This is a genomic window from Gordonia sp. YY1 (assembly GCF_009872315.1).
Taxonomy (GTDB): Bacteria; Actinomycetota; Actinomycetes; order Mycobacteriales; family Mycobacteriaceae; genus Gordonia; species Gordonia amicalis.
Map to the genome: position 1 here is coordinate 1 of NZ_WXYI01000024.1, position 23,665 is coordinate 23,665.

General features: G+C 68.8%; 23 protein-coding genes and 1 tRNA gene. 13 read left to right on the forward strand and 11 right to left on the reverse strand.

Annotated features, from left to right (window positions below):
- Positions 1–150: 150 nt before the first annotated feature.
- The 5 genes from glgB to BPODLACK_RS21390 all read right to left on the reverse strand — a co-directional run bounded on the left by glgB (position 151) and on the right by BPODLACK_RS21390 (position 8,730).
- Complete coding sequence (glgB, locus tag BPODLACK_RS21370; protein ID WP_375295698.1) at positions 151–2,418, reverse strand: 1,4-alpha-glucan branching protein GlgB; 2,268 nt, start codon at positions 2,416–2,418, stop codon at positions 151–153.
- 7 nt (positions 2,419–2,425) lie between these two features.
- Entirely contained in the window at positions 2,426–4,426 is a 2,001-nt protein-coding gene (locus BPODLACK_RS21375) for a maltotransferase domain-containing protein (protein WP_159406196.1), read from the reverse strand.
- Between the two features lie 152 nt (positions 4,427–4,578).
- Entirely contained in the window at positions 4,579–6,687 is a 2,109-nt protein-coding gene (locus BPODLACK_RS21380; protein WP_159406197.1) for an ATP-dependent DNA helicase, read from the reverse strand.
- An 88-nt stretch (positions 6,688–6,775) separates the two neighbouring features.
- Positions 6,776–7,387: an isochorismatase family protein gene (locus tag BPODLACK_RS21385; RefSeq protein ID WP_159406198.1), complete on the reverse strand. Its 612-nt coding sequence runs from the start codon at positions 7,385–7,387 to the stop codon at positions 6,776–6,778.
- A gap of 35 nt (positions 7,388–7,422) precedes the next feature.
- Complete coding sequence (locus BPODLACK_RS21390; RefSeq protein ID WP_159406199.1) at positions 7,423–8,730, reverse strand: nicotinate phosphoribosyltransferase; 1,308 nt, start codon at positions 8,728–8,730, stop codon at positions 7,423–7,425.
- Between the two features lie 21 nt (positions 8,731–8,751).
- Between BPODLACK_RS21390 and clpS the strand changes: the two genes are divergently transcribed.
- The 11 genes from clpS to rdgB all read left to right on the forward strand — a co-directional run bounded on the left by clpS (position 8,752) and on the right by rdgB (position 16,582).
- Complete coding sequence (gene clpS / locus BPODLACK_RS21395) at positions 8,752–9,075, forward strand: ATP-dependent Clp protease adapter ClpS (RefSeq protein WP_006437886.1); 324 nt, start codon at positions 8,752–8,754, stop codon at positions 9,073–9,075.
- Positions 9,076–9,182: 107 nt separating this feature from the next.
- Positions 9,183–9,758, forward strand: coding sequence for an oxidative stress transcriptional regulator AosR (aosR, locus tag BPODLACK_RS21400; RefSeq protein WP_159406200.1), 576 nt, complete (start codon positions 9,183–9,185; stop codon positions 9,756–9,758).
- An 89-nt stretch (positions 9,759–9,847) separates the two neighbouring features.
- Entirely contained in the window at positions 9,848–10,957 is a 1,110-nt protein-coding gene (locus BPODLACK_RS21405; protein ID WP_159406201.1) for a P1 family peptidase, read from the forward strand.
- A gap of 163 nt (positions 10,958–11,120) precedes the next feature.
- Positions 11,121–11,528, forward strand: a complete 408-nt coding sequence (locus BPODLACK_RS21410; RefSeq protein ID WP_159406202.1) for a Mov34/MPN/PAD-1 family protein — start codon at positions 11,121–11,123, stop codon at positions 11,526–11,528.
- A 2-nt stretch (positions 11,529–11,530) separates the two neighbouring features.
- Positions 11,531–11,806 carry a MoaD/ThiS family protein gene (locus BPODLACK_RS21415; RefSeq protein WP_159406203.1) on the forward strand — a complete coding sequence of 92 codons (276 nt, stop codon included), beginning with the start codon at positions 11,531–11,533 and terminating at the stop codon, positions 11,804–11,806.
- A 2-nt stretch (positions 11,807–11,808) separates the two neighbouring features.
- Complete coding sequence (locus BPODLACK_RS21420; RefSeq protein ID WP_159406204.1) at positions 11,809–12,780, forward strand: PLP-dependent cysteine synthase family protein; 972 nt, start codon at positions 11,809–11,811, stop codon at positions 12,778–12,780.
- A gap of 52 nt (positions 12,781–12,832) precedes the next feature.
- Complete coding sequence (locus BPODLACK_RS21425) at positions 12,833–13,465, forward strand: rhomboid family intramembrane serine protease (RefSeq protein ID WP_159406205.1); 633 nt, start codon at positions 12,833–12,835, stop codon at positions 13,463–13,465.
- On the forward strand, positions 13,462–14,292 hold the full coding sequence (gene murI / locus BPODLACK_RS21430; protein WP_191834996.1) for a glutamate racemase: 831 nt from the start codon (positions 13,462–13,464) through the stop codon (positions 14,290–14,292). Before BPODLACK_RS21425 ends, murI begins: the two co-directional genes overlap by 4 nt.
- 80 nt (positions 14,293–14,372) lie before the next feature.
- Positions 14,373–15,137: a cyclic nucleotide-degrading phosphodiesterase gene (locus tag BPODLACK_RS21435; RefSeq protein ID WP_159406206.1), complete on the forward strand. Its 765-nt coding sequence runs from the start codon at positions 14,373–14,375 to the stop codon at positions 15,135–15,137.
- Between the two features lie 72 nt (positions 15,138–15,209).
- Positions 15,210–15,965, forward strand: a complete 756-nt coding sequence (rph, locus tag BPODLACK_RS21440; RefSeq protein ID WP_006437895.1) for a ribonuclease PH — start codon at positions 15,210–15,212, stop codon at positions 15,963–15,965.
- Positions 15,965–16,582: an RdgB/HAM1 family non-canonical purine NTP pyrophosphatase gene (gene rdgB, locus BPODLACK_RS21445; RefSeq protein ID WP_159406207.1), complete on the forward strand. Its 618-nt coding sequence runs from the start codon at positions 15,965–15,967 to the stop codon at positions 16,580–16,582. Before rph ends, rdgB begins: the two co-directional genes overlap by 1 nt.
- Positions 16,583–16,800: 218 nt before the next feature.
- On the opposite strand, the gene BPODLACK_RS21450 is transcribed toward rdgB, so the two are convergent.
- Both BPODLACK_RS21450 and BPODLACK_RS21455 read right to left on the reverse strand, forming a co-directional pair.
- Positions 16,801–17,151 (reverse strand): DUF3817 domain-containing protein, encoded by a 351-nt coding sequence (locus BPODLACK_RS21450; RefSeq protein WP_159406208.1) that lies wholly within the window; start codon positions 17,149–17,151, stop codon positions 16,801–16,803.
- Positions 17,148–17,576 carry a transcriptional regulator gene (locus BPODLACK_RS21455; RefSeq protein ID WP_159406209.1) on the reverse strand — a complete coding sequence of 143 codons (429 nt, stop codon included), beginning with the start codon at positions 17,574–17,576 and terminating at the stop codon, positions 17,148–17,150. Before BPODLACK_RS21455 ends, BPODLACK_RS21450 begins: the two co-directional genes overlap by 4 nt.
- Positions 17,577–17,673: 97 nt before the next feature.
- On the opposite strand from BPODLACK_RS21455, the gene BPODLACK_RS21460 reads away from it, so the two are divergent.
- Positions 17,674–17,755: transfer RNA gene (locus tag BPODLACK_RS21460), tRNA-Leu, on the forward strand.
- 42 nt (positions 17,756–17,797) lie between these two features.
- Here BPODLACK_RS21460 and BPODLACK_RS21465 read toward each other — a convergent pair.
- Entirely contained in the window at positions 17,798–18,343 is a 546-nt protein-coding gene (locus BPODLACK_RS21465) for a hypothetical protein (protein WP_159406210.1), read from the reverse strand.
- A gap of 348 nt (positions 18,344–18,691) precedes the next feature.
- Here BPODLACK_RS21465 and BPODLACK_RS21470 point away from each other — a divergent pair, with 348 nt between their 5' ends.
- A complete protein-coding gene (locus BPODLACK_RS21470; RefSeq protein ID WP_159406211.1) occupies positions 18,692–20,314 on the forward strand; it encodes a DUF7782 domain-containing protein in 1,623 nt (540 codons plus the stop codon).
- On the opposite strand, the gene BPODLACK_RS21475 is transcribed toward BPODLACK_RS21470, so the two are convergent.
- From BPODLACK_RS21475 to opgC, 3 genes are read right to left on the reverse strand one after another with little or no spacing between them, the layout of a single operon-like run.
- On the reverse strand, positions 20,292–21,161 hold the full coding sequence (locus BPODLACK_RS21475) for a DUF1206 domain-containing protein (protein WP_024498174.1): 870 nt from the start codon (positions 21,159–21,161) through the stop codon (positions 20,292–20,294). The two genes, BPODLACK_RS21470 and BPODLACK_RS21475, sit on opposite strands and share 23 nt — an antisense overlap.
- 59 nt (positions 21,162–21,220) lie before the next feature.
- Positions 21,221–22,411 carry a trans-sulfuration enzyme family protein gene (locus BPODLACK_RS21480; RefSeq protein WP_024498175.1) on the reverse strand — a complete coding sequence of 397 codons (1,191 nt, stop codon included), beginning with the start codon at positions 22,409–22,411 and terminating at the stop codon, positions 21,221–21,223.
- Positions 22,408–23,634: an OpgC domain-containing protein gene (gene opgC, locus BPODLACK_RS21485; RefSeq protein WP_159406212.1), complete on the reverse strand. Its 1,227-nt coding sequence runs from the start codon at positions 23,632–23,634 to the stop codon at positions 22,408–22,410. Before opgC ends, BPODLACK_RS21480 begins: the two co-directional genes overlap by 4 nt.
- Between the last annotated feature and the right edge of the window lie 31 nt (positions 23,635–23,665).

Genomic DNA, 23,665 nt, shown 5'->3' on the forward strand with positions numbered 1-23,665 from the left:
CAACGCTTCCGGCGCCCACCCCGGGCCCCGGAAATCCCGACCACCGTCGGGATCAACCACAGAAGAACAACCAACCAAGTCCTGTCTCAGACAGGTTGAGAAATTCCGCTCCGAGGTGGTGACTCTGCCGAAAAAGGGTGGGTTTGCGCGCTAGCGGGGCGCGAGCCAGATGGCGGAATTGGCCGGCAGCATGACCCGCGCCGAGGCGGGGCGTCCGTGATACGACGGCCCATCGGCGGTCACCGCTCCCAGATTCCCCTTGCCCGCGCCGCTGTAGGCGTCGGCGTCGGTGTTGAGGATCTCCTCCCACACCCCGCCCTGCGGCAGTCCGACCTGGTAGTCGACGCGGTCCGATCCGGAGAAATTGAAGATGCAGGCGACGACCGATCCGTCCTCCCCGAACCGCAGGAAGCTGATCACGTTGTTCGCGGTGTCGTTGGCATCTATCCACTCGTAGCCGAGGGGGGTGATGTCCTGCGTGTACAGCGCAGGGGATGACCGGTAGATCCGGTTGAGGTCCGTGACCAGCGTCGATATGCCGGAGTGCAGTTCGCCCTCCCAGCCCTCGAGCTGGTGCCAGTCGAGGCTGCGGTTGTCGGCCCATTCGCCGGTCTGACCGAACTCCTGGCCCATGAACAGCAGCTGTTTACCGGGGTGCGACCACATGTACGCGAGGTACACGCGGGCGCCGGCCGCCTTGGTGAAGGAATCGCCCGGCATCCGCGTCCAGAGCGTGCCCTTGCCGTGGACCACCTCGTCGTGCGACAGCGGCAGCACGAAATTCTCGCTCCACGCGTACATCAGCGAGAAGGTGATCTCGTGGTGATGGAAGCTGCGGTGCACCTGATCCCGCGACAGGTAGTCGAGGCTGTCGTGCATCCAGCCCATGTTCCACTTGAAGCTGAAACCGAGGCCGCCGAGATCGGTCATCCGGGTGACACCCGGCCATGCGGTGGATTCCTCGGCGACGGTGATGACGCCGGGGAAGTGTTTGTGGACCGTCGCGTTGGTCTCCTGCAGGAACTGCACCGCTTCGAGGTTCTCGCGGCCACCGTGGATGTTGGGCCGCCACTGCCCGTCGGGACGTGAGTAGTCCAGATACAGCATCGAGGCAACGGCGTCGACGCGCAGTCCGTCGATGTGGAACTCGCCGAACCAGAACAATGCGTTGGCGACCAGGAAATTGCGTACCTCGTGGCGTCCGAAATCGAAGACGTAGGTGCCCCAGTCGAGTTGCTCGCCGCGCATCGGGTCGGCGTGCTCGTAGAGCGGGGTGCCGTCGAAGCGGGCGAGAGCCCACTCGTCCTTCGGGAAGTGCGCGGGCACCCAGTCGACGATCACCGCGATGCCACGCGAATGCAGATGGTCGACGAGGTACCGGAAGTCGTCGGGAGTGCCGAACCGGGCGGTCGGCGCGTAGTACGACGTCACCTGGTAGCCCCACGAACCGCCGAAGGGATGCTCGGCCACCGGGAGGAACTCGACGTGCGTGAAGCCCTTTTCCACGACGTAGTCGGCGAGCTGGTGGGCGAGTTCGCGGTAGCCCAGGCCCTGACGCCACGACGCCAGGTGCACCTCGTAGATGCTCATCGGTTCGCGCTCGGGCGCGGAGCGCTCCCGGCGCGCGATCCAGGCGTCGTCGGACCAGACGTGCTGCGATCGCGTGACGACCGACGCCGTCGACGGTGGGGGTGTGGTCCGGTAAGCCATCGGATCGGCCTTGTCACGGATCACGCCGTCGGCGCCGTGCACCCGGAACTTGTAGTGCGCGCCGTCGCCGACGTCGGGGATGAACACTTCCCAGACACCGCTGACCCCGACCTTGCGCATGGGAGCCACGCGGCCGGTCCATCGGTCGAAATCCCCGATGACGGCCACGCCGTGGGCGTTGGGCGCCCAGACCGAGAACGCCGTGCCGGAGACCTCGCCGTCGGCGGTCGTGTACGAGACGACGCGGGCCCCGAGGGCCTCCCACAGCGTCTCGTGCCGGCCCTCACTGAACAGGTGGATGTCGATGTCGCCAAGGCTCGGCAGGAATCGATAGCCGTCGGCGACGACGAACTCGGCGGTGCCCGCACCGTCGGGGTAGACGATCCGGTAGCGGTAGTCCATCAGGTCGGCGATCGGCACCGTGACGACCCACAGGTCGTCGGTCTGACGGGTCATGGGGTGGTCGACGCCGCCGATGACCGCCGACACCGACAGCGCGTCGGGTCGTAGTGTGCGCAGGATCGTGCTGCCCCCCGGGGCGTCGTGCGCCCCGAGGAACGCATGCGGGTCGGGATGGGTCAGCGCGTCGAGCCGGCGTAGGTCGTGATCGGACGCCTCGGGGGCGGGGAGGGAACCGGCGGCGAGGGGGCTTCCCGGCGCGGCGGTGCCGGGGGTCGTGGGGGACTCGGGATCTCGACGATCGGTCACGGGCACCTCACTGGATTCGGTAGGCGAGTCGCGCTGCGGTGGCGGGGTCGAGCGGCGGGAGGGCCAGGATGTGGGCGACCGCGCGCCACGGCTCCAGCCGGACGTAGTTGTCCTGTCCCCACCAGTACTCCTCCCCGGTGACCTCGTCGCGGACCGGGAAGTGGTCGTACCACTCGAATCCGAGTGTGGGCAGGTCGAGCCAGACGGTGGAGTCCTCGGCGGCGAACGGGTTGAGGTTGACCACCACCACGACGCGGTCGCCCGAGACCGGATCGATTTTCGAATAGGCGATCAGCGACGGGTTCTCGACGTGGTGGAAGTGGATGTTCCGCAGCTGCTGCAGCGCCGGATGCCGGCGGCGGATCTCGTTGAGCGAGGTGATCCACGGTTCCAGCGACTCACCGCGGCTCGTCGCCGCCTTGTAGTCGCGGGGACGCAGCTCGTACTTCTCGGAGTCCTGGTATTCCTCGCTGCCCTCGGCGACCGCGACGTGTTCGTAGAGTTCGTAGCCGCTGTAGACGCCCCAGGTCGGGGCCAGGGTCGCGGCCAGGGCGGCGCGCAGTGCGAACATGCCCGGGCCGCCGTGCTGCAGGCTGGCGTGCAGGATGTCGGGGGTGTTGACGAACAGGTTGGGACGCGCCTCATCGGCATGATCGGCCAGTTCGCGACCGAACTGCTCGAGTTCCCACTTGGCCGTCTTCCACGTGAAGTATGTGTAGGACTGGGTGAATCCGAGGCGGGCGAGACCGTACAGACGCGCCGGGCGGGTGAACGACTCGGACAGGAACAGCACGTCCGGGTTCCGCTTCTTGACCTCGCCGATCAACCACTCCCAGAAGTTCGGCGGCTTGGTGTGCGGGTTGTCGACGCGGAAGATGTTCACGCCCAGGCCGACCCAGTGCAGGACCACCTGCAGCACGGCCCGATAGATGCCGTTGCGGTCCTCGTCGAAGTTCAGCGGGTAGATGTCCTGGTACTTCTTCGGCGGGTTCTCCGCGTAGGCGATCGTGCCGTCGGGCTGGATGATGAACCAGTCGGGGTGTTCGGTCGCCCAGGGATGGTCGGGTGCGCACTGCAGTGCGAGGTCGAGGGCGACCTCCAGTCCCAGCTCACGCGCCCGCCCGACGAAGTACTCGAAGTCCTCCTCGGAGCCCAGCTGCGGGTGGATCGCGTCGTGGCCGCCGTCCTTCGACCCGATGGCCCACGGCGAGCCGACGTCGTCGGGACCGGCGACCAGGGTGTTGTTGCGGCCCTTGCGATTGACCTCGCCGATCGGGTGGATCGGCGGGAGGTAGACGACGTCGAAGCCCATCCCCGCGATCCGCGGGAGGTCCTCGGCGGCGGTGAGGAAGGTGCCGTGCACCGGGTTGCCCTCGCCGTCCCAACCGCCGGTGGAGCGGGGGAAGAACTCGTACCAGGACCCGAAGAGGGCGCGGGTGCGGTCCACCCACACGCGGTAGGTGCGACTCTTGGTGACCAGTTCCCGGACGGGATTGTCGTGGAGCAGTTCGACGACCTCCTCGGAGATCGCCAGACTCACCCGGTTCTCGACCCGGCGGCGTCGTGCGCGGAGCAGACGCGCGGCGTCGAGCAGGAGTTCGCGGTTCTCGTCGGCGATGTCCTCGGCGGCGCGGGTGAGGATTCGGGCGCCGGTCTCCAGGTCGTTGGCGAGGTCGGCGGCGCCCTGACCGGCGTCGAGCTTCTTGGTGACCGCCGAACGCCAGGTGGTGTACGGATCGCTCCAGGCCTCGATGCGGTACGACCAGAAGCCGACCGCGTCGGGGACGAACGCCGCGTTGAAGGTGTCCGGTTCGGGCGACGGGGTCATCCGGATGTCGAGGACGCCGCGACGCGGTGCCTCGACATGGAGCGTGACGCCGATCGCGTCGTGCCCTTCGCGCCACGCCGTGGTGCTGATCGGGAAGAACTCTCCCACAACGGCTTTCGCGGGCTGCTGCCCGGCCGAGACCAGGGGTGCGATGTCATCGATACCCATGCGCCCGATCACTCGAAGCCTCCTCTCGTCAGCTCCCGCGATTGGTCAGGGTGCGTTGTCGGTCTCGCCTGCGTTGGAATCACCGCTACCCAACCTAGTGCCCCGCGTGGGCGATTGTCTCGTCGTACACGGTCGCCGTGCCGGTCGTCTCGCGTCGGGCGTGCTCAGCCCACCGGACGCGGTGCGGCGGTGAGCCGGCTGAGGGCGGACCGGACGACGGCGGGATCGGTGGTCCGCCACATCGGAGGCAGCGAGGCGAGTAGGTAGCCCCCGTATCCGGCCGTCGCCAGCCGGGAGTCGAGCACCGCGACGACGCCGCGGTCGTCGACTGAACGCAGCAGTCGGCCGGCGCCCTGCGCGAGCAGCAGCGCGGCGTGATTCGCCGCCACGGACAAGAAGCCGTTGCCGCCGCGGGCGTCGACCGCGCGCTGCCGTGCGGTCAGCAGCGGATCGTCAGGGCGGGGGAACGGAATGCGGTCGATGAGCACGAGGCTCAGCGACGGCCCCGGCACGTCGACGCCCTGCCAGAGTGACAGTGTGCCGAAAAGGCAGGTCTCGGGATCCTCGGCGAAGCGTCTGACCAGGGTCGAGGTGGTGTCGTCGCCCTGACACAGCACCGGGTACTCGCAGCGTTCCCGGATCGCCTCGGCCGCCTCGCGGGCAGCGCGCATCGACGAGAACAACCCCAGCGTGCGCCCGCCGGCGGCATCCACGAGCTGGGCGATCTCGTCCATCGTCCGCGGAGCGATACCCGAGCGATCGGGCCGGGGCAGGTGCCGGGCCACGTAGAGGATCGCCGACTTCGGATAGTCGAACGGGGAGCCCGCGTCGAGACCGGTCCAGCGCGCCGAACCCGAATCGGAGGGAACCGCCTTACCACTGGCCGTGACGTTGCGGGCGGCCGTCGGGCCGGGGCCCGGTTCGTCGCCCGGCTCGTCGGCGGCGGGACGGTCGGTGCCCCGCCCGGAGGCGGGCAGACCCCAGGTCGCGGCAAGGGCGTCGAAGGAACCGCCGATGGTCAGGGTCGCGGAGGTCAGGACGACCGTCGAATTGGCGAACAGCGACGCGCGGAGCAGTCCGCCGACCGACAGCGGCGCGATGTGCAGCACCGGACGGGGTTCGGCGCCGCGTCGGGAGGTGTCGAGGCCGACCCACACCACGTCGCGGCGTTTGGACTCGTCGGGTTCGTCGAAGGCGCCGAGGACGCGGACGACCGTGTCGTGCATGTCGTCGAGCGAGGTGAGGGCCGCCGACCGGGCGGCGGCTGCGCCGTCGTCGCCGGCGCCGGGCGCGCGCACCGGGCCGATCGCGGTCCGGGTCTGCCACAACCGGTCACGCAGCATCACCAGAACGGACGTGGCGTCGGGCGGCAGCTGCGTCCACTGTGTCTTCGGCGCCGTCTCCAGGAGTTCCCCGAGTTGCTCACCGGCACCGAGGAGGGCGTCGGCGGTCTCCTCGTCGACGAGTTTGCCGACGCGCCGGGAGACGAGGGCGATCGAGGCCGCCGACAGTTCGTCGGTCGCCACCGAGGTCATCCGGTCGACGAGTTCGTGGGCCTCGTCGATGATCACGACGTCGTGCTCGGGCAGAACGTTGGCCGGGCTCGTCGCGTCGATCGCCAGCAGGGCGTGGTTGGTGACCACCACGTCGACCTTGCCGGACCGGCGGCGGGCCTGCTCGGCGAAGCAGTCCTCGCCGTAGGAACAGTTGGCGGCACCGAGGCATTCACGCGCGGACACACTGACCTGTCGCCAGGCGCGGTCGGCGACACCGGGCACGAGGTCGTCGCGGTCACCGGTCTCGGTGTCGCTGCTCCACTCGCGCAGCCGGGTGACCTCGCGTCCGGTGCGGGACAACTCGAACGGATCGAACAGCTCGGTGTCCGGCTCGTCGGCGGCGCCTGAATGGATCTTGTTGAGGCACAAGTAGTTTCCGCGACCTTTGAGGATCGCGAAGGTGGGTTTGCGGCCGACGGGCTTCGCGAGGGCGCCGGCGAGACGGGGGAGGTCGCGCTCGATCAGCTGCCGCTGCAGCGCGATCGTCGCCGTCGACACCACCACGGTCCGTCCGGTCTCGACCGCATGGCGGATGGCCGGCACGAGGTACGCCAGCGACTTTCCGGTGCCGGTCCCGGCCTGTACGGCGAGATGTTCGCCGGTGTCGATGGCGTGCGCGACGGCCGAGGCCATGGCTACCTGACCGTCACGGCGACGACCGCCGAGCGCGGAGACCGCGGTGTCGAGCAGTTCGGTCACCGGGGGAGTGTTCGACATGTGGTGTTCCGGGGTCCTCGTTCGAGATGGTGCGAGATGGGGTGTGTGAGTTTCAGACGGATCCGCGGGCTCTACGGTTCCCTCGGGACTAACCCGTGCCGCACGAGCCGTCGTAGAGCAGGTCGCCCACCAGCTCGACCCCCGCCTCGCGCATGCTCTTCAGCGCGTCGGAGGTGGTCGCCGCCCCGACGCCCGCGGTGAAGTTGAGCAGCACCCGCGTCGTGAAGCCGGCGGCCACCGCATCGAGTGCCGTCGCGCGGACACAGTGATCGGTGGTCAGTCCCGCGATGTCGATGCTGGAGATCTTGTGGTCGCGCAGCCACTGTTCGAGGCTCGTGCCGTCGTCCGTGACACCCTCGAAGCCGGAGTACGCAGCGGCGTACTCACCTTTCGAGAAGGTCTCTTGCGCTGCGGTGGAATCGAATTCGGGGTGGAAGGCAACGCCGTCGGTGCCGACCACGCAATGCGGCGGCCAGGTGTCGACGTAGTCGGGTTCGTCGGAGAAGTGATCACCGGGATCGATGTGGTGATCGCGTGTCGCGACGACCGTCCGGTACTCGTCGAGGATCTTGGTGATCGCCCGGGCCACCGCCGCACCACCGTTGACCGCGAGGGAACCGCCCTCACAGAAGTCGTTCTGGACGTCGACGACGACCAACGCGTCGGCCGGTTTGGTGCCGTCGCTGCGTTCGCTGTTCATCTGCTACCCCCTGGCGGATCGAATCGTGTTGCTCGTCAGCCGAGCTGGTATCGGGTCGGCACCGCCGGGTCCCCGTGCGAGAGGCCGAGGCCCTCCCACGGGAGGCTCACCAGCCCTGCGGCGAGATGGGCGCGCGCGTCGGTCAGCGACGGCAGCGATGCCACCGGCTCCCCGCCGCGAACCAGCGGAATCTGCAGGTCCCGCAGGTGGAGACCGCCCTCGGCGTCGGGGCGTGGTCCCTCGGCACGGTAGACGATCTCTTCCACGATCGTCCCACTGGCACGTGCGGCCCGCACCGCCGCCTTCGCCCCGCCACGCGACTCCTTGTGGCTCGACCGCTTCGCGACGGCAAGCCCGTCGACCTCGACGAGCTTGTACACCATGCCCGCGGTCGGTGCGCCGCTGCCGGTGACCAGCGAGGTCCCGACGCCGTAGGTGTCGACCGGTTCGGCGCGCAGCGAGGCTATCGCGTACTCGTCGAGGTCGCCGGACACCACTATCTGGGTGTCGGTGGCGCCGAGGTCGTCGAGTTGCGTGCGTACCTGCCGGGCGAGCACGCCGAGATCTCCGGAGTCGATGCGAACCGCACCGAGGCCGGGGCCGGCGACCTCGATCGCGTTGCGCACGCCCTGGGTGATGTCGTAGGTGTCGACCAGCAAGGTGGTGCCGACGCCGAGCGCATCGATCTGTGCGGTGAACGCGGCCTTCTCGTCGGGACCGTCCGGTCCGGAGAAGCCGAGGGTGAACGCGTGCGCGGCGGTTCCCGCGCTGGGGACGCCGAAACGACGGTTCGCCTCGAGATTCGACGTCGCGGCGACGCCGGCCAGGTACGCGGCACGGGCGCTCGCGACCGCGGCGCGCTCATGGGTGCGTCGGGAACCCATCTCGATGATCGGCCGGGACCCGGCGGCGCTGACCATCCGGGCGGCGGCCGAGGCGATCGCGCTGTCGTGGTTGAGGATCGACAGGATCAGCGTCTCGAGCAGTACGGCCTCGGCGAAGGGCGCACGGACGGTGAGGATCGGAGAGCCGGGGAAGTAGAGCTCGCCCTCGCGGTAGCCGTCGATGTCCCCGGAGAACCGGTAGTCGCGCAGCCACGCGACGGTCTCGGCGTCGAGGAACTTCTCCACGACGGCGATCTCCTCGTCGCCGAAACGGAACTCGGCGAGCTCGGCGAGGACGCGTCCGGTGCCTGCGACGACGCCGTACCGGCGGCCGTCGGGGAGTCGTCGGGCGAACACCTCGAACACGCACGACCGGTGTGCGACCGGGTGGCGGAGAGCCGCTGCGACCATGGTCAGTTCGTACTGATCGGTCAGCAGCGCGGTGTTGTCGATGCTCACTGTCGCGTTACCCTTGTCTCCATGGCGCCTGACGAAACTCGTGCGCACGAGGCTACCCCCGGCGGTACCGCGGTTGCCGAACCCGCGGTGGCGGACGGCGCGGCGGATCTCGACAAACCCTGGATGACCGTCGTGTGGGACGATCCCGTCAATCTGATGCGGTATGTGACCTTCGTCTTCCAGAAGATCTTCGGCTACTCGGAGTCACGTGCCAATCAGCTGATGATGCAGGTGCACACCGAGGGCAAGGCCGTGGTCTCCAGCGGCGACCGTGACAAGGTCGAGGGTGACGTGCGCAAACTGCACGCGGCCGGCCTGTGGGCCACCATGCAGCGCGATTCATGACCGGGTTCGCATTTCTGCCGCCCGAGCGCGGACCGGGATCGACGATGCCGACGGGATCGACGGTGCCGACGGGGTCGACGGTGTCGACGGTGGGGAGACACTGAAGCGTGCGCACCTGGAAACGCAAGGGCCGCGGCGAGTCGATCCGGATCACCTCCCAGCTCGACGCGCACGAGGCCGAGCTGCTCGCGTCGCTGGTCTCCTCGATGTGCGAGCTGCTGACCGAACGCGCCGACACCGCACCGCGCGATGCGCTGTCGGATGTCACCGGTATCCGGGTCGGCCATGCCGACACACCCGACGACGCCACGCTCGGGCGTCTCCTGCCGGACTTCCATCGCCCCGATCAGGACCGGGAACTCTCCGCCGAGGTGGTGAACGGTCGCCTCAACTCGGCGCTGCGCAGCGTCAACGAGCCGAAGATCATCGACGCCAAACTCGCTGCGGCGCAGGTCCTTCTCGACACCCTGCCCGACGGCGGCGGCGACCTCGCACTCACCGTCGAGCAGGCGACCGCCTGGTTGACCGCCCTCAACGACGTCCGCCTCGCCCTCGGGGCGATGCTCGGGATCTCCGAGGACACCCCCGACCGGTTGCCGGCCGATCATCCGCACGCCGCGCATCTCGACGTCTATCACTGGCTGACGGTGATGCAGGATCTGCTCGTCGAAGCGGTGATGTGACCTACGATCCACGGTGACACCGCTCCATTCGGGAGCTTTGTCCGAGTTCTTCGTGGTGCGGGTCGGGACAGATGAGAGCAGAGGTGTACGTGACCACCATCGGACGACCCACCCGCCCGGGCGATCGCATCACCGACGTCGCCGGGATCACCGTCGGGCACCGTCATCGTGTCGACGCCGATGCGCAGGTCTCCGGCACCGCCGACGCACCCGACGGCCACGGCTGGGCGACCGGGACGACGGTCGTGCGGATCTCGGGACCCGCTGCGATCGCCGCCGTCGACGTGCGGGGCGGTGGTCCGGGCACCCGCGAGACCGACCTCCTCGATCCGTCGAACACCGTGCAGACCGCGCACGCCATCGTGCTCAGCGGCGGCAGCGCCTACGGTCTCGCAACCGCCGACGGCGCGATGCGCGCCCTCGAGGCCGAGGGGGTCGGCCTGCCGATGGACACCCGAGGACATGTGGTGCCCATCGTGCCCGCGGCGGTCATCTTCGATCTCCCGGTCGGCGCGTGGGATCACCGGCCCGACGCCGACTTCGGCGCCGAGGCGGTCCGCGCCGCCGGTACCGATTTCGCGGTCGGCAGTGTGGGGGCCGGCGCCGGTGCTCGTGCCGGCGCGCTGAAAGGTGGTGTGGGCAGCGCATCGGTGACGATCCCGACGGGTCCGGCCGCAGGTGTCACCGTCGGCGCGCTGATGGTCGCCAACCCGGTCGGTGCCGTCATCGACCCGCAGAGCGGCCTGCCGTGGGATCTCGGTGAGGACGACCTCGAACGCCTGGGCCTGAGGCGTCCGGAGGCCGGTGACATCGCACGGCTGGCCGAACTCGCGGAGAAACACACCGTGCTCAACACGACGATCGGAGTCGTCGCCACCGATGCCGCACTCGATGCCGCGATGACCCGGCGGATCGCCATGGCCGGCCACGACGGTCTCGGCCGCGCCATCCGCCCGGCCCACTCACCGCTCGACGGCGACACCATCTTCGCCGTCTCCACCGGTGCGGTGCGGCCGGAGTCGATCGACCCGGCGTTCGCCTCACCGCCCGGCATGCATCCGGACGCGGCGGTCATCGCGGAGATCTGCCGATGCGCGGCCGACGTCGTTCAGCGAGCCATCGTCGACGCCGTACTCGCCGCCGAGTCGGTGGCGTCCATCCCCACCTACGCGCAGGCTGCGCCGTCGGCGTTCGTCTGAACGGCCCGCCCCGGACTCACCGACGGTGACACCGGTCATAGGTGAATGCGGAATAGGCGTTCGCGCGGCGGCGTTCCCTCTCGGGACAAGTGCGACGACCTGTCGCCGACCCTCCGTGCCCTGCCCACCGGGGCCCGCGTCTGCGAAGGAGAACGGGACACCGATGCTCAAGATCGATCAGGAACTCGTCGACGCGATGGTCGCGCATGCGCGCGCCGATCATCCGGACGAGGCGTGCGGGGTGATCGCGGGGCCGGAGGGTTCCGAGGCCCCGCAGCGATTCATCCCGATGATCAACGCGGAACGGTCGCCCACGTTCTACCGGTTCGATTCCGCCGAGCAGCTGTCCGTGTGGCGCGAGATGGACCGTCGCGACGAGGAACCGGTGGTGATCTACCACTCGCACACCGCGACCGAGGCCTACCCGAGCCGCACCGACATCTCCTACGCCGGCGAGCCCGGCGCGCACTATGTGCTGGTGTCCACCCGGGACCCGGAGACCGTCGAGATCCGTAGCTATCGCATCGTCGACGGCACGGTCACCGAAGAAGAGATCGAGATCAGGAGCTGAATATGCCCGTCACCGTGTCCATCCCGACGATCCTGCGGACCCACACCAACGGCGCCAAGCGCGTCGAGGGTTCCGGGACGACGCTCGCCGCGCTGATCGACGATCTGGAGTCGGGCAACCCCGGGCTGAAGGAGCGCCTCGTCGCAGATGGCAAGCTCCACCGGTTCGTGAACATCTACGTCAACGACGAGGACGTCCGGTTCTCCGGTGGCCTCGACACCTCCATCGACGACGGTGACGAGGTGACCATCCTGCCCGCGGTCGCCGGCGGCTGCTGAGCGTGACACGCTACGACTCACTCATCGACTCGGTCGGCAACACCCCGCTGATCGGTCTCCCGCGGCTGTCCCCGCGCTGGGACGACTCGGCCGACGGGCCCCACGTGCGACTCTGGGCCAAACTCGAGGACCGCAACCCGACCGGCTCCATCAAGGACCGCCCGGCGCTGCGCATGATCGAGCAGGCCGAACGCGACGGGCTGCTGCACGAGGGTTCGACGATCCTCGAACCCACCAGTGGCAACACCGGGATCTCGCTGGCGATGGCCGCGAAACTCAAGGGCTATCAACTGATCTGCGTGATGCCCGAGAACACCTCCGAGGAGCGTCGGTCGCTCTTGCGCATGTTCGGCGCGAAGGTGATCTCCTCGCCGGCCCCGGGCGGATCGAACACCGCGGTGGCCGTGGCGAAGAAGCTGGCATCGGAGAACCCCGACTGGGTGATGCTGTACCAGTACGGCAACGTCGCGAACATCGCCGCCCACTACGAGGGGACCGGCCCGGAGCTCTTCGCCGACCTGCCGGAGATCACCCACTTCGTCGCCGGTCTGGGCACCACCGGGACGCTGATGGGCGTCGGACGCTTTCTGCGTGAACGCAATCCGGAGATCGAGATCGTCGCGGCCGAACCCCGCTACGGCGACGAGGTGTACGGCCTGCGCAACATCGACGAGGGATTCATCCCGGAGCTCTACGACGAATCAGTGCTGACGCGCCGGTTCTCGGTCACCGGAGTCGACGCGGTCGCCCGGGTGCGTGAACTGATCGACCTCGAGGGAATCTTCGCGGGCATCTCCACCGGCGCGATCCTGCAGGCCGCGCGCGGTATCGGCCGCCGGGCCATGAAGGAGGGGTCGCGCGCCGACATCGGCTTCGTGGTGCCCGACGCGGGGTGGAAGTATCTGTCGACCGGGGTCTACGAAGGTAGCCTGGACGACGCGGAGCAGGCACTCGAAGGTCAGCTCTGGGCGTGACCGGCCCCCGGGACGCCATCCACAAGAGTCGAGACCCGAAGAGATAATGGCCATGACGTCGTACACCTCGCCGGTTGGGCAGGAGCCGCAGCGGCGCTCCCGCCCGCTCTGGTTGCGTTCGTTGATCACCACCGTGTGCATCATCGCGGCGCTGTTCGTCATCGAGCTGATCGACGCGGCCACCCGGTACGACCTCGACTCCAACGGAATCGAGCCCCGCCAGGTCGACGGGCTCGACGGCATCCTCTGGGCGCCGATGCTGCACGCCGACTGGGAGCACCTGTTCGCCAACCTCATGCCCGGGGCGGTGCTCTGTTTCCTGGTGCTGATGACCCAGCGGTTCCTCGTCGTCACCGGCATCATCTGGGTGATCTCCGGTCTGGGAGTGTGGCTCTTCGCCGCGCCCTACTCGATCACCGTGGGCGCGTCGGGCATCATCTTCGGCTGGCTCACCTTCCTCATCGTGCGCGGACTGTTCAACCGGGACCTGTGGCAGATCCTCGGCGGCGTGGTGCTTTTCCTGATCTACGGCTCGATCCTCTGGGGCGTGCTGCCGACGAATCCGCTCGTCTCGTGGCAGGCGCATCTGTTCGGCGCGATCGCCGGCGTGCTCGCCGCCTGGTTCCTCGCCGCGCGTGACCGCAAGAAGCGGCAACGCACCGTGACCCCGGGGGTGGCGTCATAGCCGCACAACCCACGGCGCCCGTCTGGGCCGCCGATCCCGAGGCACCCATCGGGATCTTCGACTCCGGCGTGGGCGGTCTGACCGTCGCCCGCGCCATCATGGACCTGCTGCCCGACGAGGACATCGTCTACATCGGCGACACTGCGAACGGCCCGTACGGGCCGCTGACGATCCCCGAGATCCGCAAGCACGCCCTCGCGATCGGCGACGATCTGGCCGAGCGGGGTGTCAAGGCGATCGTCATCGCCTGCAACACCGCATCGGCCGCATGCCTACGCGACGCGCGTGAGCGATACGCGCCGATCCCGGTGATCGAGGTCGTGCTCCCCGCGGTGCGTCGTGCGGTGGTCGCCACCAAGAACGGCCGGATCGGTGTGCTCGGCACCGAGGCGACGATCGCCTCACGCGCATACGAGGATTCGTTCGCCGCCGCCCGTGACGCGGTGATCACCGCCGTACCCTGCCCGCGCTTCGTCGACTTCGTCGAACGCGGGATCACCAGCGGGCGGCAGATCCTGGGTCTGGCGCAGGGCTACCTCGAACCCCTCCAGCAGGCCGGCGTCGACACGGTCGTGCTGGGCTGCACCCACTATCCGCTGCTGACCGGGGTCCTGCAGCTCGCGATGGGCGACGAGGTGACGCTGGTGTCCAGCGCCGAGGAGACGGCCAAGGACCTCTTCCGCGTCCTCACCGAGAACGACCTGCTGCATCCGCACACCGGCCGGGAGGCGTCGCGCGTCTTCCAGGCGACCGGCGACCCGGAGATGTTCGCGAAATTGTCGCGACGGTTCCTCGGGCCCGTCGTCGGTGCCGTGCAGCACCTTTAGCCGACTCGGGCAATCTTCGCGGCTCACTTGTGACCCGGTAACCCGACAGCAGAAGGCGCGGGCATGGCACAGTAGGGCGTATGCGTCTCACGGTCCTCGGATGTTCGGGCAGTGTGGGCGGTCCGGGGGCGGCGTGCTCGGGCTACCTGCTCTCCGTCCCCGGCGAGCAGCCGGTGCTGCTGGACTGCGGACCGGGGGTGTTCGGCGAGCTGCAGCGGGTCACCGATCCGAACAGCGTTGCGGTGGTGCTCAGCCACCTGCACGCCGACCATTGTCTGGACCTGCCGGCCATGCTCGTCTGGCGACGCTATGCACCGTCGCCGGCGAAGGAACGTGCGCCTCTCTACGGCCCGCCGGGCACCGCGCTGCGGATCGGTTACGGCTCGTCGGAGTATCCCGGCCAGGTCGACGACATCACCGACACCTTCGACGTCCAGGAGTGGCGCGACGGTCTCGAGGTGACCCTCGGCGGCATGCGTATCAAGGCGATGAACGTCAACCACCCCCCGTCCACTTTCGGGCTGCGCATCACCGGGCCGGAGGGCCAGGTCATCGCCTACAGCGGTGACACCGCTCCCTGCGACGAACTCATCGACCTCGCCGCCGACGCCGACCTGTTCCTGTGCGAGGCGTCGTGGACGCACTCGCCATCGGAACGTCCACCGGATCTCCATCTGTCGGGGATCGAGGCGGGGGAGGCCGCGACGAAGGCGAATGTGCGGTCGCTGGCGATCACTCACGTGGCGCCGTGGACGGATTCGGCGGAGATCCTCGCCGAGGCGCGCCGTACGTTCTCCGGGCCGGTCGATCTGGTCCGGCAGGGACAGGTCATCGACCTGCTCTAGGGCGCCCAGCGTCAGTGGGTCACAGTCGAGTGGGTCATGAGGCGTCCGACCGTGGTCGTTACAGTTGGACCCGTGACCACACGAGCTGACGGCCGAGCCGACGACGAACTGCGTCCCATCTCCTTCACCCGCGGCTTCACCAGCCATCCCGCGGGATCGGTGCTGGTGGAGTTCGGGCAGACCCGCGTGATGTGCACCGCGAGCGTGACCGAGGGCGTGCCGCCGTGGCGCCGCGGATCGGGCCTCGGCTGGCTGACCGCCGAGTACTCGATGCTCCCGGCGGCCACGCACGAGCGGAACAAGCGCGAATCGGTCAAGGGCTCGATCGGCGGCCGCACCCACGAGATCAGCCGACTCGTCGGGCGGTCCCTGCGGGCCTGCATCGATCTCGCCGCCCTGGGGGAGAACACCATCGCCCTCGACTGCGACGTCCTGCAGGCCGACGGCGGCACCCGCACCGCCGCGATCACCGGTGCCTACGTGGCCCTCGCCGACGCCGTCACCTATCTCCGTGCAGCCGGCAAACTGTCTGACCCCCAACCGCTTTCGTGTGCCATCGCCGCGGTGAGTGTGGGTGTCGTCGACGGCCGTGTCCGTCTGGACCTGCCCTACGAAGAGGACTCCCGGGCCGAGGTCGACATGAACGTCGTCGCCACCGACGCCGGTACCCTCGTCGAGGTACAGGGCACCGGAGAGGGAGCGACCTTCGCACGGTCGACGCTCGATGCGCTCCTCGACGTCGCCGCGGTCGGGACACAGAAGCTCTTCGAGGCGCAGCGTGCGGTGCTCGCCGAGCCGTACCCGGGTCAGCTTCCGGGCAACGCCTGATGTCGAAGGTCCTGCTCGCGAGCCGGAACCGCAAGAAGCTCGCCGAGCTGCAGCGCGTCGTCGACGCCGCGGGGATCACCGGATTGCAGATCCTCGGTCTCGACGATGTGCCCGAGTACCCCGAGGAACCCGAGGACGGTGCGACCTTCGAGGAGAACGCGCTGATCAAAGCGCGCTCGGGTGTGCGTGCCACCGGATTGCCCTGTCTCGCGGACGATTCCGGGATCTCGGTGGACGCGCTGAACGGTATGCCCGGAGTGCTGTCGGCGCGCTGGTCGGGCAGGCACGGCGACGACCATGCCAACAATGCCCTGCTACTGGCCCAGCTGTCGGACACCCCGGACGACCGACGCGGTGCGGCGTTCGTGTCGGCATGCGCGCTGGTGCTGCCGGACGGGACCGAGACGGTCGTGCGCGGGGAGTGGCGCGGGCGGGTGCTGCGGGCCGAGCGCGGACCGAACGGTTTCGGCTACGACCCGCTGTTCGCGCCCGATGACGAGCCGGCCGCGGGCCGGTCGTCGGCCGAACTCACCCCGGAGGAGAAGGACTCGCTGAGTCACCGTGGCAAGGCGCTGGCACAGCTGGTCCCGGCCCTGCGGGCGCTCGCGAACTCCTGAGCTGGGCCGGTACCCTCGCCGCCACCGCTCCCTGAGGCGCTCGCCGCCACTGCTCCCTGAGGCGCTCGCCGCCACTGCTCCCTGAGGCGCTCGCCGCCACCGCTCCCTGAGGCGCTCGCCGCCACCGCTCCCTGAGGCGCTCGCCGCCCCCGCCCCCTGAGGCGCTCGCCGCCCCCGCTCCCTGAGGCGCGAGGAGCGTAGCGACGAGCCTCGAAGGGTCAGAGATCGAACTGCGCCTTCACTTCCCGGGTGCGCTTGTGCTCGAACCAGAACGACAGGAACGGGATGGTGCCGGCGATCGCGGTGATGATCGTCTTGCCCGCGGGCCAACGCACCTTGATCGCCAGGTCGATCGCCATGATCAGGTAGACGAAGTAGACCCACCCGTGGACGATCGGCACGAAGTCGAGCGCCTTGTTGTCGAAGCCGTACGCCAGGATCAGTTCGGCGACGAGCAGAAGCAGCCAGACGCCGGTGATCCAGGCCAGGACGCGGTACCTCAACAGGGCCCCACGGACCTTCTCCACCGGGGCGGTGCGGGCAGAAGCGGTGGATGCGGTCTCGGTCACTGCGGGCCTTTCGATGACGGGGCGTCGGTGGTGTCGGCCGATCTGAGCTCGGCCAGGTAGCGGTTGTATTCGATGAGCGCTGCGTCCTTGACCGGATCGTGGTCGGTCGCGAGAGACGATGCGCTCGGCGTGGTCGGGCGCTCGGGGAGGATGCCCTCGGGGATCTCGGCCACGGCACGCGCGTTCGCCGCGGCCTTACGTGCTTCCTCCGGGTCCCTTTCGAGGACGACGAATCGTCGGTAGGCGTAGATCACGGCGATCGCGAAGGCGGGCCACTGCAATGCGTAACCGAGGTTCTGGCCGCTGCCGGATGACGACTCGAAGCGCGACCACTGCCACCAGGCGAGGATCAGACACGCCGCCGCGGCGACCACGGTCAGCACCACGAGAGCCGGCCGGTGCGTGCGACGGGGGGACGAGGACATACCTTTCAAGGTACCTGGCCTGCGATGATCAGAACGCGGCCGGTAGGGTGGTCGCGGTTACAGTGCAGAGCCCGGTTCAACGCCGGGAACGCACCGAGCGCGAGTGGCGGAATTGGCAGACGCGCTGGATTTAGGTTCCAGTGTCTACGGACGTGGGGGTTCAAGTCCCCCCTCGCGCACCGGATTTCGTAGAAGGTGTGCGCCGATGGCGCGCATTGCTGCTACGAGACGTTCAGGAGTTCGACGGCGTCGTCGTCGGCGAAGACGATGTCGTGGTCGTCGGTCGAGATCGCCCAGCGCCGCAGCCGGGCGGTGTGATCCTCGTCAATGCGCGCCTCGACGGTCTGGTCGCCGGGAGCGAGGTCGGCGAAGTCGTCGACGATCTCACCCTCGCGCGTCGTGCCGTCCTCCAGCGTCACGCGCACCCGCGACGACACGTGCACCCCCTCCAGATCCGCGGCGTCGGCGAGGTCGTCCGCGCCGGACTCCTCGGACTGCTCGGTGGTCGCTTCGTCAACCGGAGCGTCGACCGGGGTGTCCTCGGCCATGGCCTCCTCGGCCGTGGCCTCCTCGACCGGGGCCTCCTCGACCGGGGCCTCCTCGACCGGGGCCGCGTCGTCGGTGCTGCTGTCTTCGGCGAGGAGCACCTCCGGGGCGATCTCCACCGTTGCGTCCTCGTCATCGGCCGGCAGATCGGCGTCGACGACATCCTTCTCCGTGTCCACCGCGTCGCTCCCGCGATCGCCGCTGCTCTCCGGTGCGCTCATCGCGTTGCCGTCCTTCCGGTCAGGGAATGTGCTCTCCGGGTGGCCGAACGCACCGATGTGGCACGTTTGACCAGGCCGTAGGGGTGATCATACTGAATACAGGCGTTGTCATCCCGAATGGGACCGAATCGTTGCCGCTCCGGAATTGTTGCCTCTGCCGGATCGGTGCCGGGCCCGGCTCTTCTCGGAGCAGACCCCCAAGCCGTGACAGGTCGACGTCGGCTCGACCTGCAGACCTCGATCGAAGTCTGCACGTCGAGCCGAGATCCACCGGTCCCGGACGGTGGATCCAGGCGTGGGGTCCGGCTGCTGACGACGAGGGTCTCCACGATCGTCGATTGTCGGACGATGAGTAGCCTCGACGAGGTGACAGCGCGACATCCCTCCCCTCATCCGCTCGTCGACGACACGGTCGTCCACCCGCTCACCGACGACACAGTCGTCGACGCCCTGAGTGCCGACCTCCGCGCTGCGGGTTACACGACCGACGGCGTGACCGAACTCCTCGGGGAGGACGTCCACGCCGCACTGCTGCGCGGGGTGTGGTGGCCGGCGGTGGCCGCGACCGCGGCGGAACAGCGCGACGGCGGTGCCGGTGAGTCGCGCCTCGCGACCGTGATCCGGCTCTTCCTGCTCGGCTCGGACGAACCGGAAGACGCCGCCGCCCAAGCGTTCCCGTCCGCCGGCGTCGACGCACTCGTCGCCCAGGGCGTCCTCACCCGGCTCGACGGCGGAGCGATACGCGCGAGCCTCGACATCCGCCCGCACGCCGACGAGACCCACGACTTCCTCGTCGTAGCGGATCAGGACGCCGCCATGCGGCCCGGTCCCGTGGCCCGCGACCACGTGCTCGGCATCGGTGGGGCCTCGGTGTCCCTGGCGCGCGCGATCATTCGCGAGCCGGCGCGACGGGCCCTCGACATCGGCACCGGGTGCGGCATCCAGGCGCTGCACCTGAACTCGCACTGCGAGGAGATCGTCGCCACCGACACCAACGAACGGGCGCTGGCACTGGCGCGGGCGACCGCCCGCCTCAACGGGATGTCGTGGGATCTGCGCGCCGGCAGCATGTTCCAACCCGTGGCCGGGGAGCGCTTCGACCTCATCGTCTCCAACCCGCCGTTCGTCGTCGGGACCGGCAGTCAGGACTACATCTACCGGGACTCCGGCGTCGTCGGAGATGCCCTGTGCGAGCAGCTCATCCGCGAGCTGCCGGCGCACCTCAACCCGGGCGGCACCGCCCAGATCCTGGCCAACTGGATCATCCGCGACGGTGCGGACTGGCGTGACCGGGTCCGTGGATGGCTCGACGGAACCGGCCTCGATGCCTGGGTCGTCCAGCGGGAGGCTGCCGATCCGATCAGCTACGTGTCCCTGTGGCTCTCCGACGCCGGGGAGGACGAACAGGCCGCGGCCCGCCGCGGGGAGCAGTGGCTCGAATGGTTCGACGACAACGACATCGTGGCCATCGGCATGGGTTCCATCACCGTCCGCGCGCCGGAGGCGGGGGAGGACCGGGAACCCGACGTCGTGATCGAGGAGATCACCGGTGCCGGTGAAGAGGTCACCGGCCCGGAGGCACAGGCGTTCCTGGCCCGCAGGCGATACCTGCGCGAGACCTCCGACGCGGAACTTCTGGACAAGCGACTCTCGGTCGCGCCGGTGATGCTCGAGGAACACTCGCTGCCCGGCGAGGACGGATGGCAACAGGTCGGGGCCGCCGTCCGCCGCCCCGGCGGTCCCGCCGCGGTTCTCGGCGTCGACGAGGTGTCACGCGCACTGCTCGCCGGATGTCGCGGGCAGGTTCCGCTCCAGGCCCTGATCGAGCTGCTCGCCGGCTTCCACGGTGTCGACGCCGATGCGTTGGCCACCGCGGCACTGCCGGTGGTCCGCGAGGCGATCGGACGCGGGATTCTCTACGAGGCCGACGGAGAACTGCCGGGGTCGGTCACATCCGTGCGTAACGCGTGAGCCAGTAGCAGTACACGCCGTAGGCGGCGATCCCGATCGCAGCGAGGATCATCAGCACCTGTCCGGCGGGCAGCCCGGCCAGTGATTTGACCGTCCCGTCGATCCCGCTCGCCTTCGACGGGTCGGCGGTCGCCACCGCGACGATCACCAGGATGCCGGTACCGATCAGCACGAGCCCCTTGCCGCAGTATCCGACCACCCCGGCGATGGTCGCGGCCCGGTCGCCGGACGCCCCGGCCCGGGATGTCGTGACGTCATCGGAGGTCGAGCGACCGATGGGGGGTTTGAGGTCATCGAGGAACGAGCGGCTCGCGCCCTTGTACACGTGGTAGACGCCGACGCCGATGATGATCAGGCCGGCCACCACCACCACGAACTTCCCACCGCCGGATTCCATCAGGCGTGCGGTGAGTCCGGCGTTCTGCTTTCCGCTCGACTGGCCGTTACCCAGAGCGAATCGCACGGCCGTCCAGGCGAATCCGACGTAGACGACGGCCAGCGACAGTGCTTTCCCGCGGTCCAGCCAGTCCTGGGCACCGTCGTTCTCCTTGCCGGGCTCCGTCGGGTGCGGCCCGAGGATCGCCTCCGCGATGCGCCACAGGGCGAGGCCGGCGAAAGCCGCGGCGGCCACCCACAGCGCGAGCCGGCCCCCGGGGTTGCCGGCGAAGATCCCCAGCGCCCCGGACTGGTCGGCCGTCCCGGTGTCACCGAATGCGAGTCGCACGATGATGTAGGCGATGAGCAGGTGGAGGAGCCCGCTGAGGGCGTGGCCGGCACGCGCCACATGCTCGAACCACGGGCTCTCGGTGGCGCGATCGACCGCGCCGATGACCGGGTTGCCTGACATCGCCGCCGCCTTTCGCCGGGGGGTGAACGAGAGGCCGGCGCCTCGAACGATACGCGCGCTCAGCCGGCGCTCGGGAAGGTTGCGTCGAGAGCCTGGGCGAGGTCGGCGATCAGATCGTCGGCGTCTTCCAGACCGACGGAGAATCTCAGGTGCCCCCATTGCCGAAACGGCTCGGGATAGACGGCGACGCGAGGGCCTTCGGGTCCGACGTGGACGATGAGCGACTCGTCGTGGCCGAGCGACACCGCCGACGTGATCACCTTCAGGGCTCCGACGAAACGGTTCTGGGTCGCCGAGTCCCCGCGGACGGCGAAGGCCATCATCGCGCCGAACCCGCGTCCGCCGAACTGGCGTGCCGCCAGCTCGTGTTCGGGATGGGAGGTGAGACCGGGATAGCGCACGAAGGCGATGCGCGGATCGGCGTCGAGGAAGGCGGCGACGCGTTCGGCGTTGCGCTGATGTTGGGCCAGTCGCAGCGGCAGGGTGATGGCACCACGGGCGATCAGCCACGCGTTGAACGGAGAGATCACGCCGCCGACGTCGACCATCGCCTGTTCTCTGATCCGACCGATCAGTTCGGACCGACCGAGCACCGCGCCACCCATCGCGTCACCGTGACCGTTGATGTACTTGGTCAGCGAATGCACGACGAGGTCGGCGCCGTCGGCGAGCGGCCGGTACAGGGGAGGCGGGGTGAAGGTCGAGTCGACGAGCAGCAGGGCGTCGGCGGAGTGCGCGATGTCGGCGAGCGCCGCGATGTCCCCGACCTTCGTCGTCGGATTCGCGATCGTCTCGACCGCCACCAGCCGCGTGGTGGGACGCAGTGCCGCCCGGACGTTGTCGGGATCGGTGATGTCGACGAAGGTCGCCTCGATCCCGTACTTGTCCGGCAACAGCTCCGCCCACAGCTTCCACGTCGCCTCGTAGGTCGTGTCCGAGACGACGACGTGGTCGCCGGTCGAGAGGAAGGTGAAGAACACCGCGTGCAGCGCCGCGACGCCGGACGCCAGGACCACCGCGTCGTCGGCCTCCTCGAGTGCGGCGAGCTTCTCCTGAAGCGCGACCTGGTTCGCGCCGGTGTTGCGCGTGTAGAACAGCTGCTCGGTACCCGACCAGCTCATCTGTTCCGGTTCGGGCGGCAGGTGATACGAGTTCGCCATCGTGATGGGCGTGCGGACCGACGGACCCGACGAGTCGTTCCCGGAATGCACGCTGCGTGTCATGTCACCGGGGATGGTCTCGCTGGTCATGCATGTGCTCCTGTCGGTTGCGGCTGATCGTCGGCCGGCACTCCGGGTTCGAGATAGGTCTCGACACCAGGGGCGTCGTCGGTGACGGGACCCGGCTCGGCTGCGTCACGGTGTGGCAGGACGCCACGCACGACTCGTCCGGGGACCTTGTGAAGTTTGTCGATGTGGGTGAAGTACCGGAACTCGGCCCACGCCCAGCAGATGCCGAAGACCAGTAGCGCGACGGCCTGCATCGTGATCGTGTCCCACGGGCGGTGAGCGATGTGAATGGGTACGACGACCAGCGCGATCGCCTGGATGACGTACGAGTCGAGGCTCCGGGTCCCGGTCATCACCAGCGGACGCAGCCAGTCGTGATGCCACCACCGGAGCAGCAGCCGGAACACTCCGTAGATGGCCGGGATCGCCAGGTAGGCGCCGATGGCACGCGCGGGCCGGAAGTCCAGCTTGTCGGCGATGGTGGGCTCGAGGTGCGCCCATGGCCCGACGTCGACTCCGTAGTGGAAGAACAGCGCGACCGTCACCGCGACCGCGACGATGACGACGAGCCAGCGGTCGATGAACTCCGGGACACGCCAGCGGGACCAGTTCCAGCCGATGACCACCGACGGGATGAACATGATCTGCCATCCCGCCACGTTCTGGATGTGGGGGGCCGCCTGGTAGGCGCTGACGTAGAACCAGTCCGGGGACCAGACGAGCGAGAGTACGTACAACGCCAGGGAAGCGGCGACGGTCCACGCCCACCAGCCACGCTGGAGGAGAGGGAACAGGGCGAACGCCGAGACCATCAGCACCATGTAGAGGAGCAGGATGTTCCCGCCGCTCGGCAGGTACTGCATCGTCACCGAGAGCCAGATGCCGTCGATCCAGCCGTCGACCGGGAGCAGGAGCGTCAGCCAGCGGTGCCCCGCGAGTGCTGCCGCGACGGCGACCAGCGCGATGACCAGCTGACACACATAGAGGACCGCGATCCGTTTGGCCAGCCGGACGTAGGCGTACCGCAACCCGTGGCGCGTCGCCCAGCGCTGGTACACGAGGCCCAGCACGATGCCCGAGAGCATGACGAATGCCGACATGCCGTCGACGTAGGGAAACGCGTGCGTGGGCGACGCCAGCGGAGCGTCGGTGGCGAAGTGTGCGGTGACCATGCTCCAGATCGCCACCCCGCGGGTGGCGTCGATGGCGAGATCTCGGTTCCCAGACCCTCGTTCTTGAGACATTGATCTGAAGATAGAACTCACCGCGGCCCGG

Excerpts from the sequence above, each read along its gene's own strand:
- BPODLACK_RS21475 (WP_024498174.1), bottom strand. The coding sequence starts at position 21,161 with ATGTCAGGCAACCCGGTCATCGGCGCGGTCGATCGCGCCACCGAGAGC.
- BPODLACK_RS21465 (WP_159406210.1), bottom strand. The coding sequence starts at position 18,343 with ATGAGCGCACCGGAGAGCAGCGGCGATCGCGGGAGCGACGCGGTGGAC.
- BPODLACK_RS21480 (WP_024498175.1), bottom strand. The coding sequence starts at position 22,411 with ATGACCAGCGAGACCATCCCCGGTGACATGACACGCAGCGTGCATTCC.
- BPODLACK_RS21415 (WP_159406203.1), top strand. The coding sequence starts at position 11,531 with ATGCCCGTCACCGTGTCCATCCCGACGATCCTGCGGACCCACACCAAC.
- BPODLACK_RS21470 (WP_159406211.1), top strand. The coding sequence starts at position 18,692 with ATGAGTAGCCTCGACGAGGTGACAGCGCGACATCCCTCCCCTCATCCG.
- BPODLACK_RS21455 (WP_159406209.1), bottom strand. The coding sequence starts at position 17,576 with ATGTCCTCGTCCCCCCGTCGCACGCACCGGCCGGCTCTCGTGGTGCTG.
- opgC (WP_159406212.1), bottom strand. The coding sequence starts at position 23,634 with ATGTCTCAAGAACGAGGGTCTGGGAACCGAGATCTCGCCATCGACGCC.
- BPODLACK_RS21425 (WP_159406205.1), top strand. The coding sequence starts at position 12,833 with ATGACGTCGTACACCTCGCCGGTTGGGCAGGAGCCGCAGCGGCGCTCC.
- clpS (WP_006437886.1), top strand. The coding sequence starts at position 8,752 with ATGGCGCCTGACGAAACTCGTGCGCACGAGGCTACCCCCGGCGGTACC.
- BPODLACK_RS21385 (WP_159406198.1), bottom strand. The coding sequence starts at position 7,387 with ATGAACAGCGAACGCAGCGACGGCACCAAACCGGCCGACGCGTTGGTC.
- BPODLACK_RS21435 (WP_159406206.1), top strand. The coding sequence starts at position 14,373 with ATGCGTCTCACGGTCCTCGGATGTTCGGGCAGTGTGGGCGGTCCGGGG.
- BPODLACK_RS21410 (WP_159406202.1), top strand. The coding sequence starts at position 11,121 with ATGCTCAAGATCGATCAGGAACTCGTCGACGCGATGGTCGCGCATGCG.
- BPODLACK_RS21380 (WP_159406197.1), bottom strand. The coding sequence starts at position 6,687 with ATGTCGAACACTCCCCCGGTGACCGAACTGCTCGACACCGCGGTCTCC.
- rdgB (WP_159406207.1), top strand. The coding sequence starts at position 15,965 with ATGTCGAAGGTCCTGCTCGCGAGCCGGAACCGCAAGAAGCTCGCCGAG.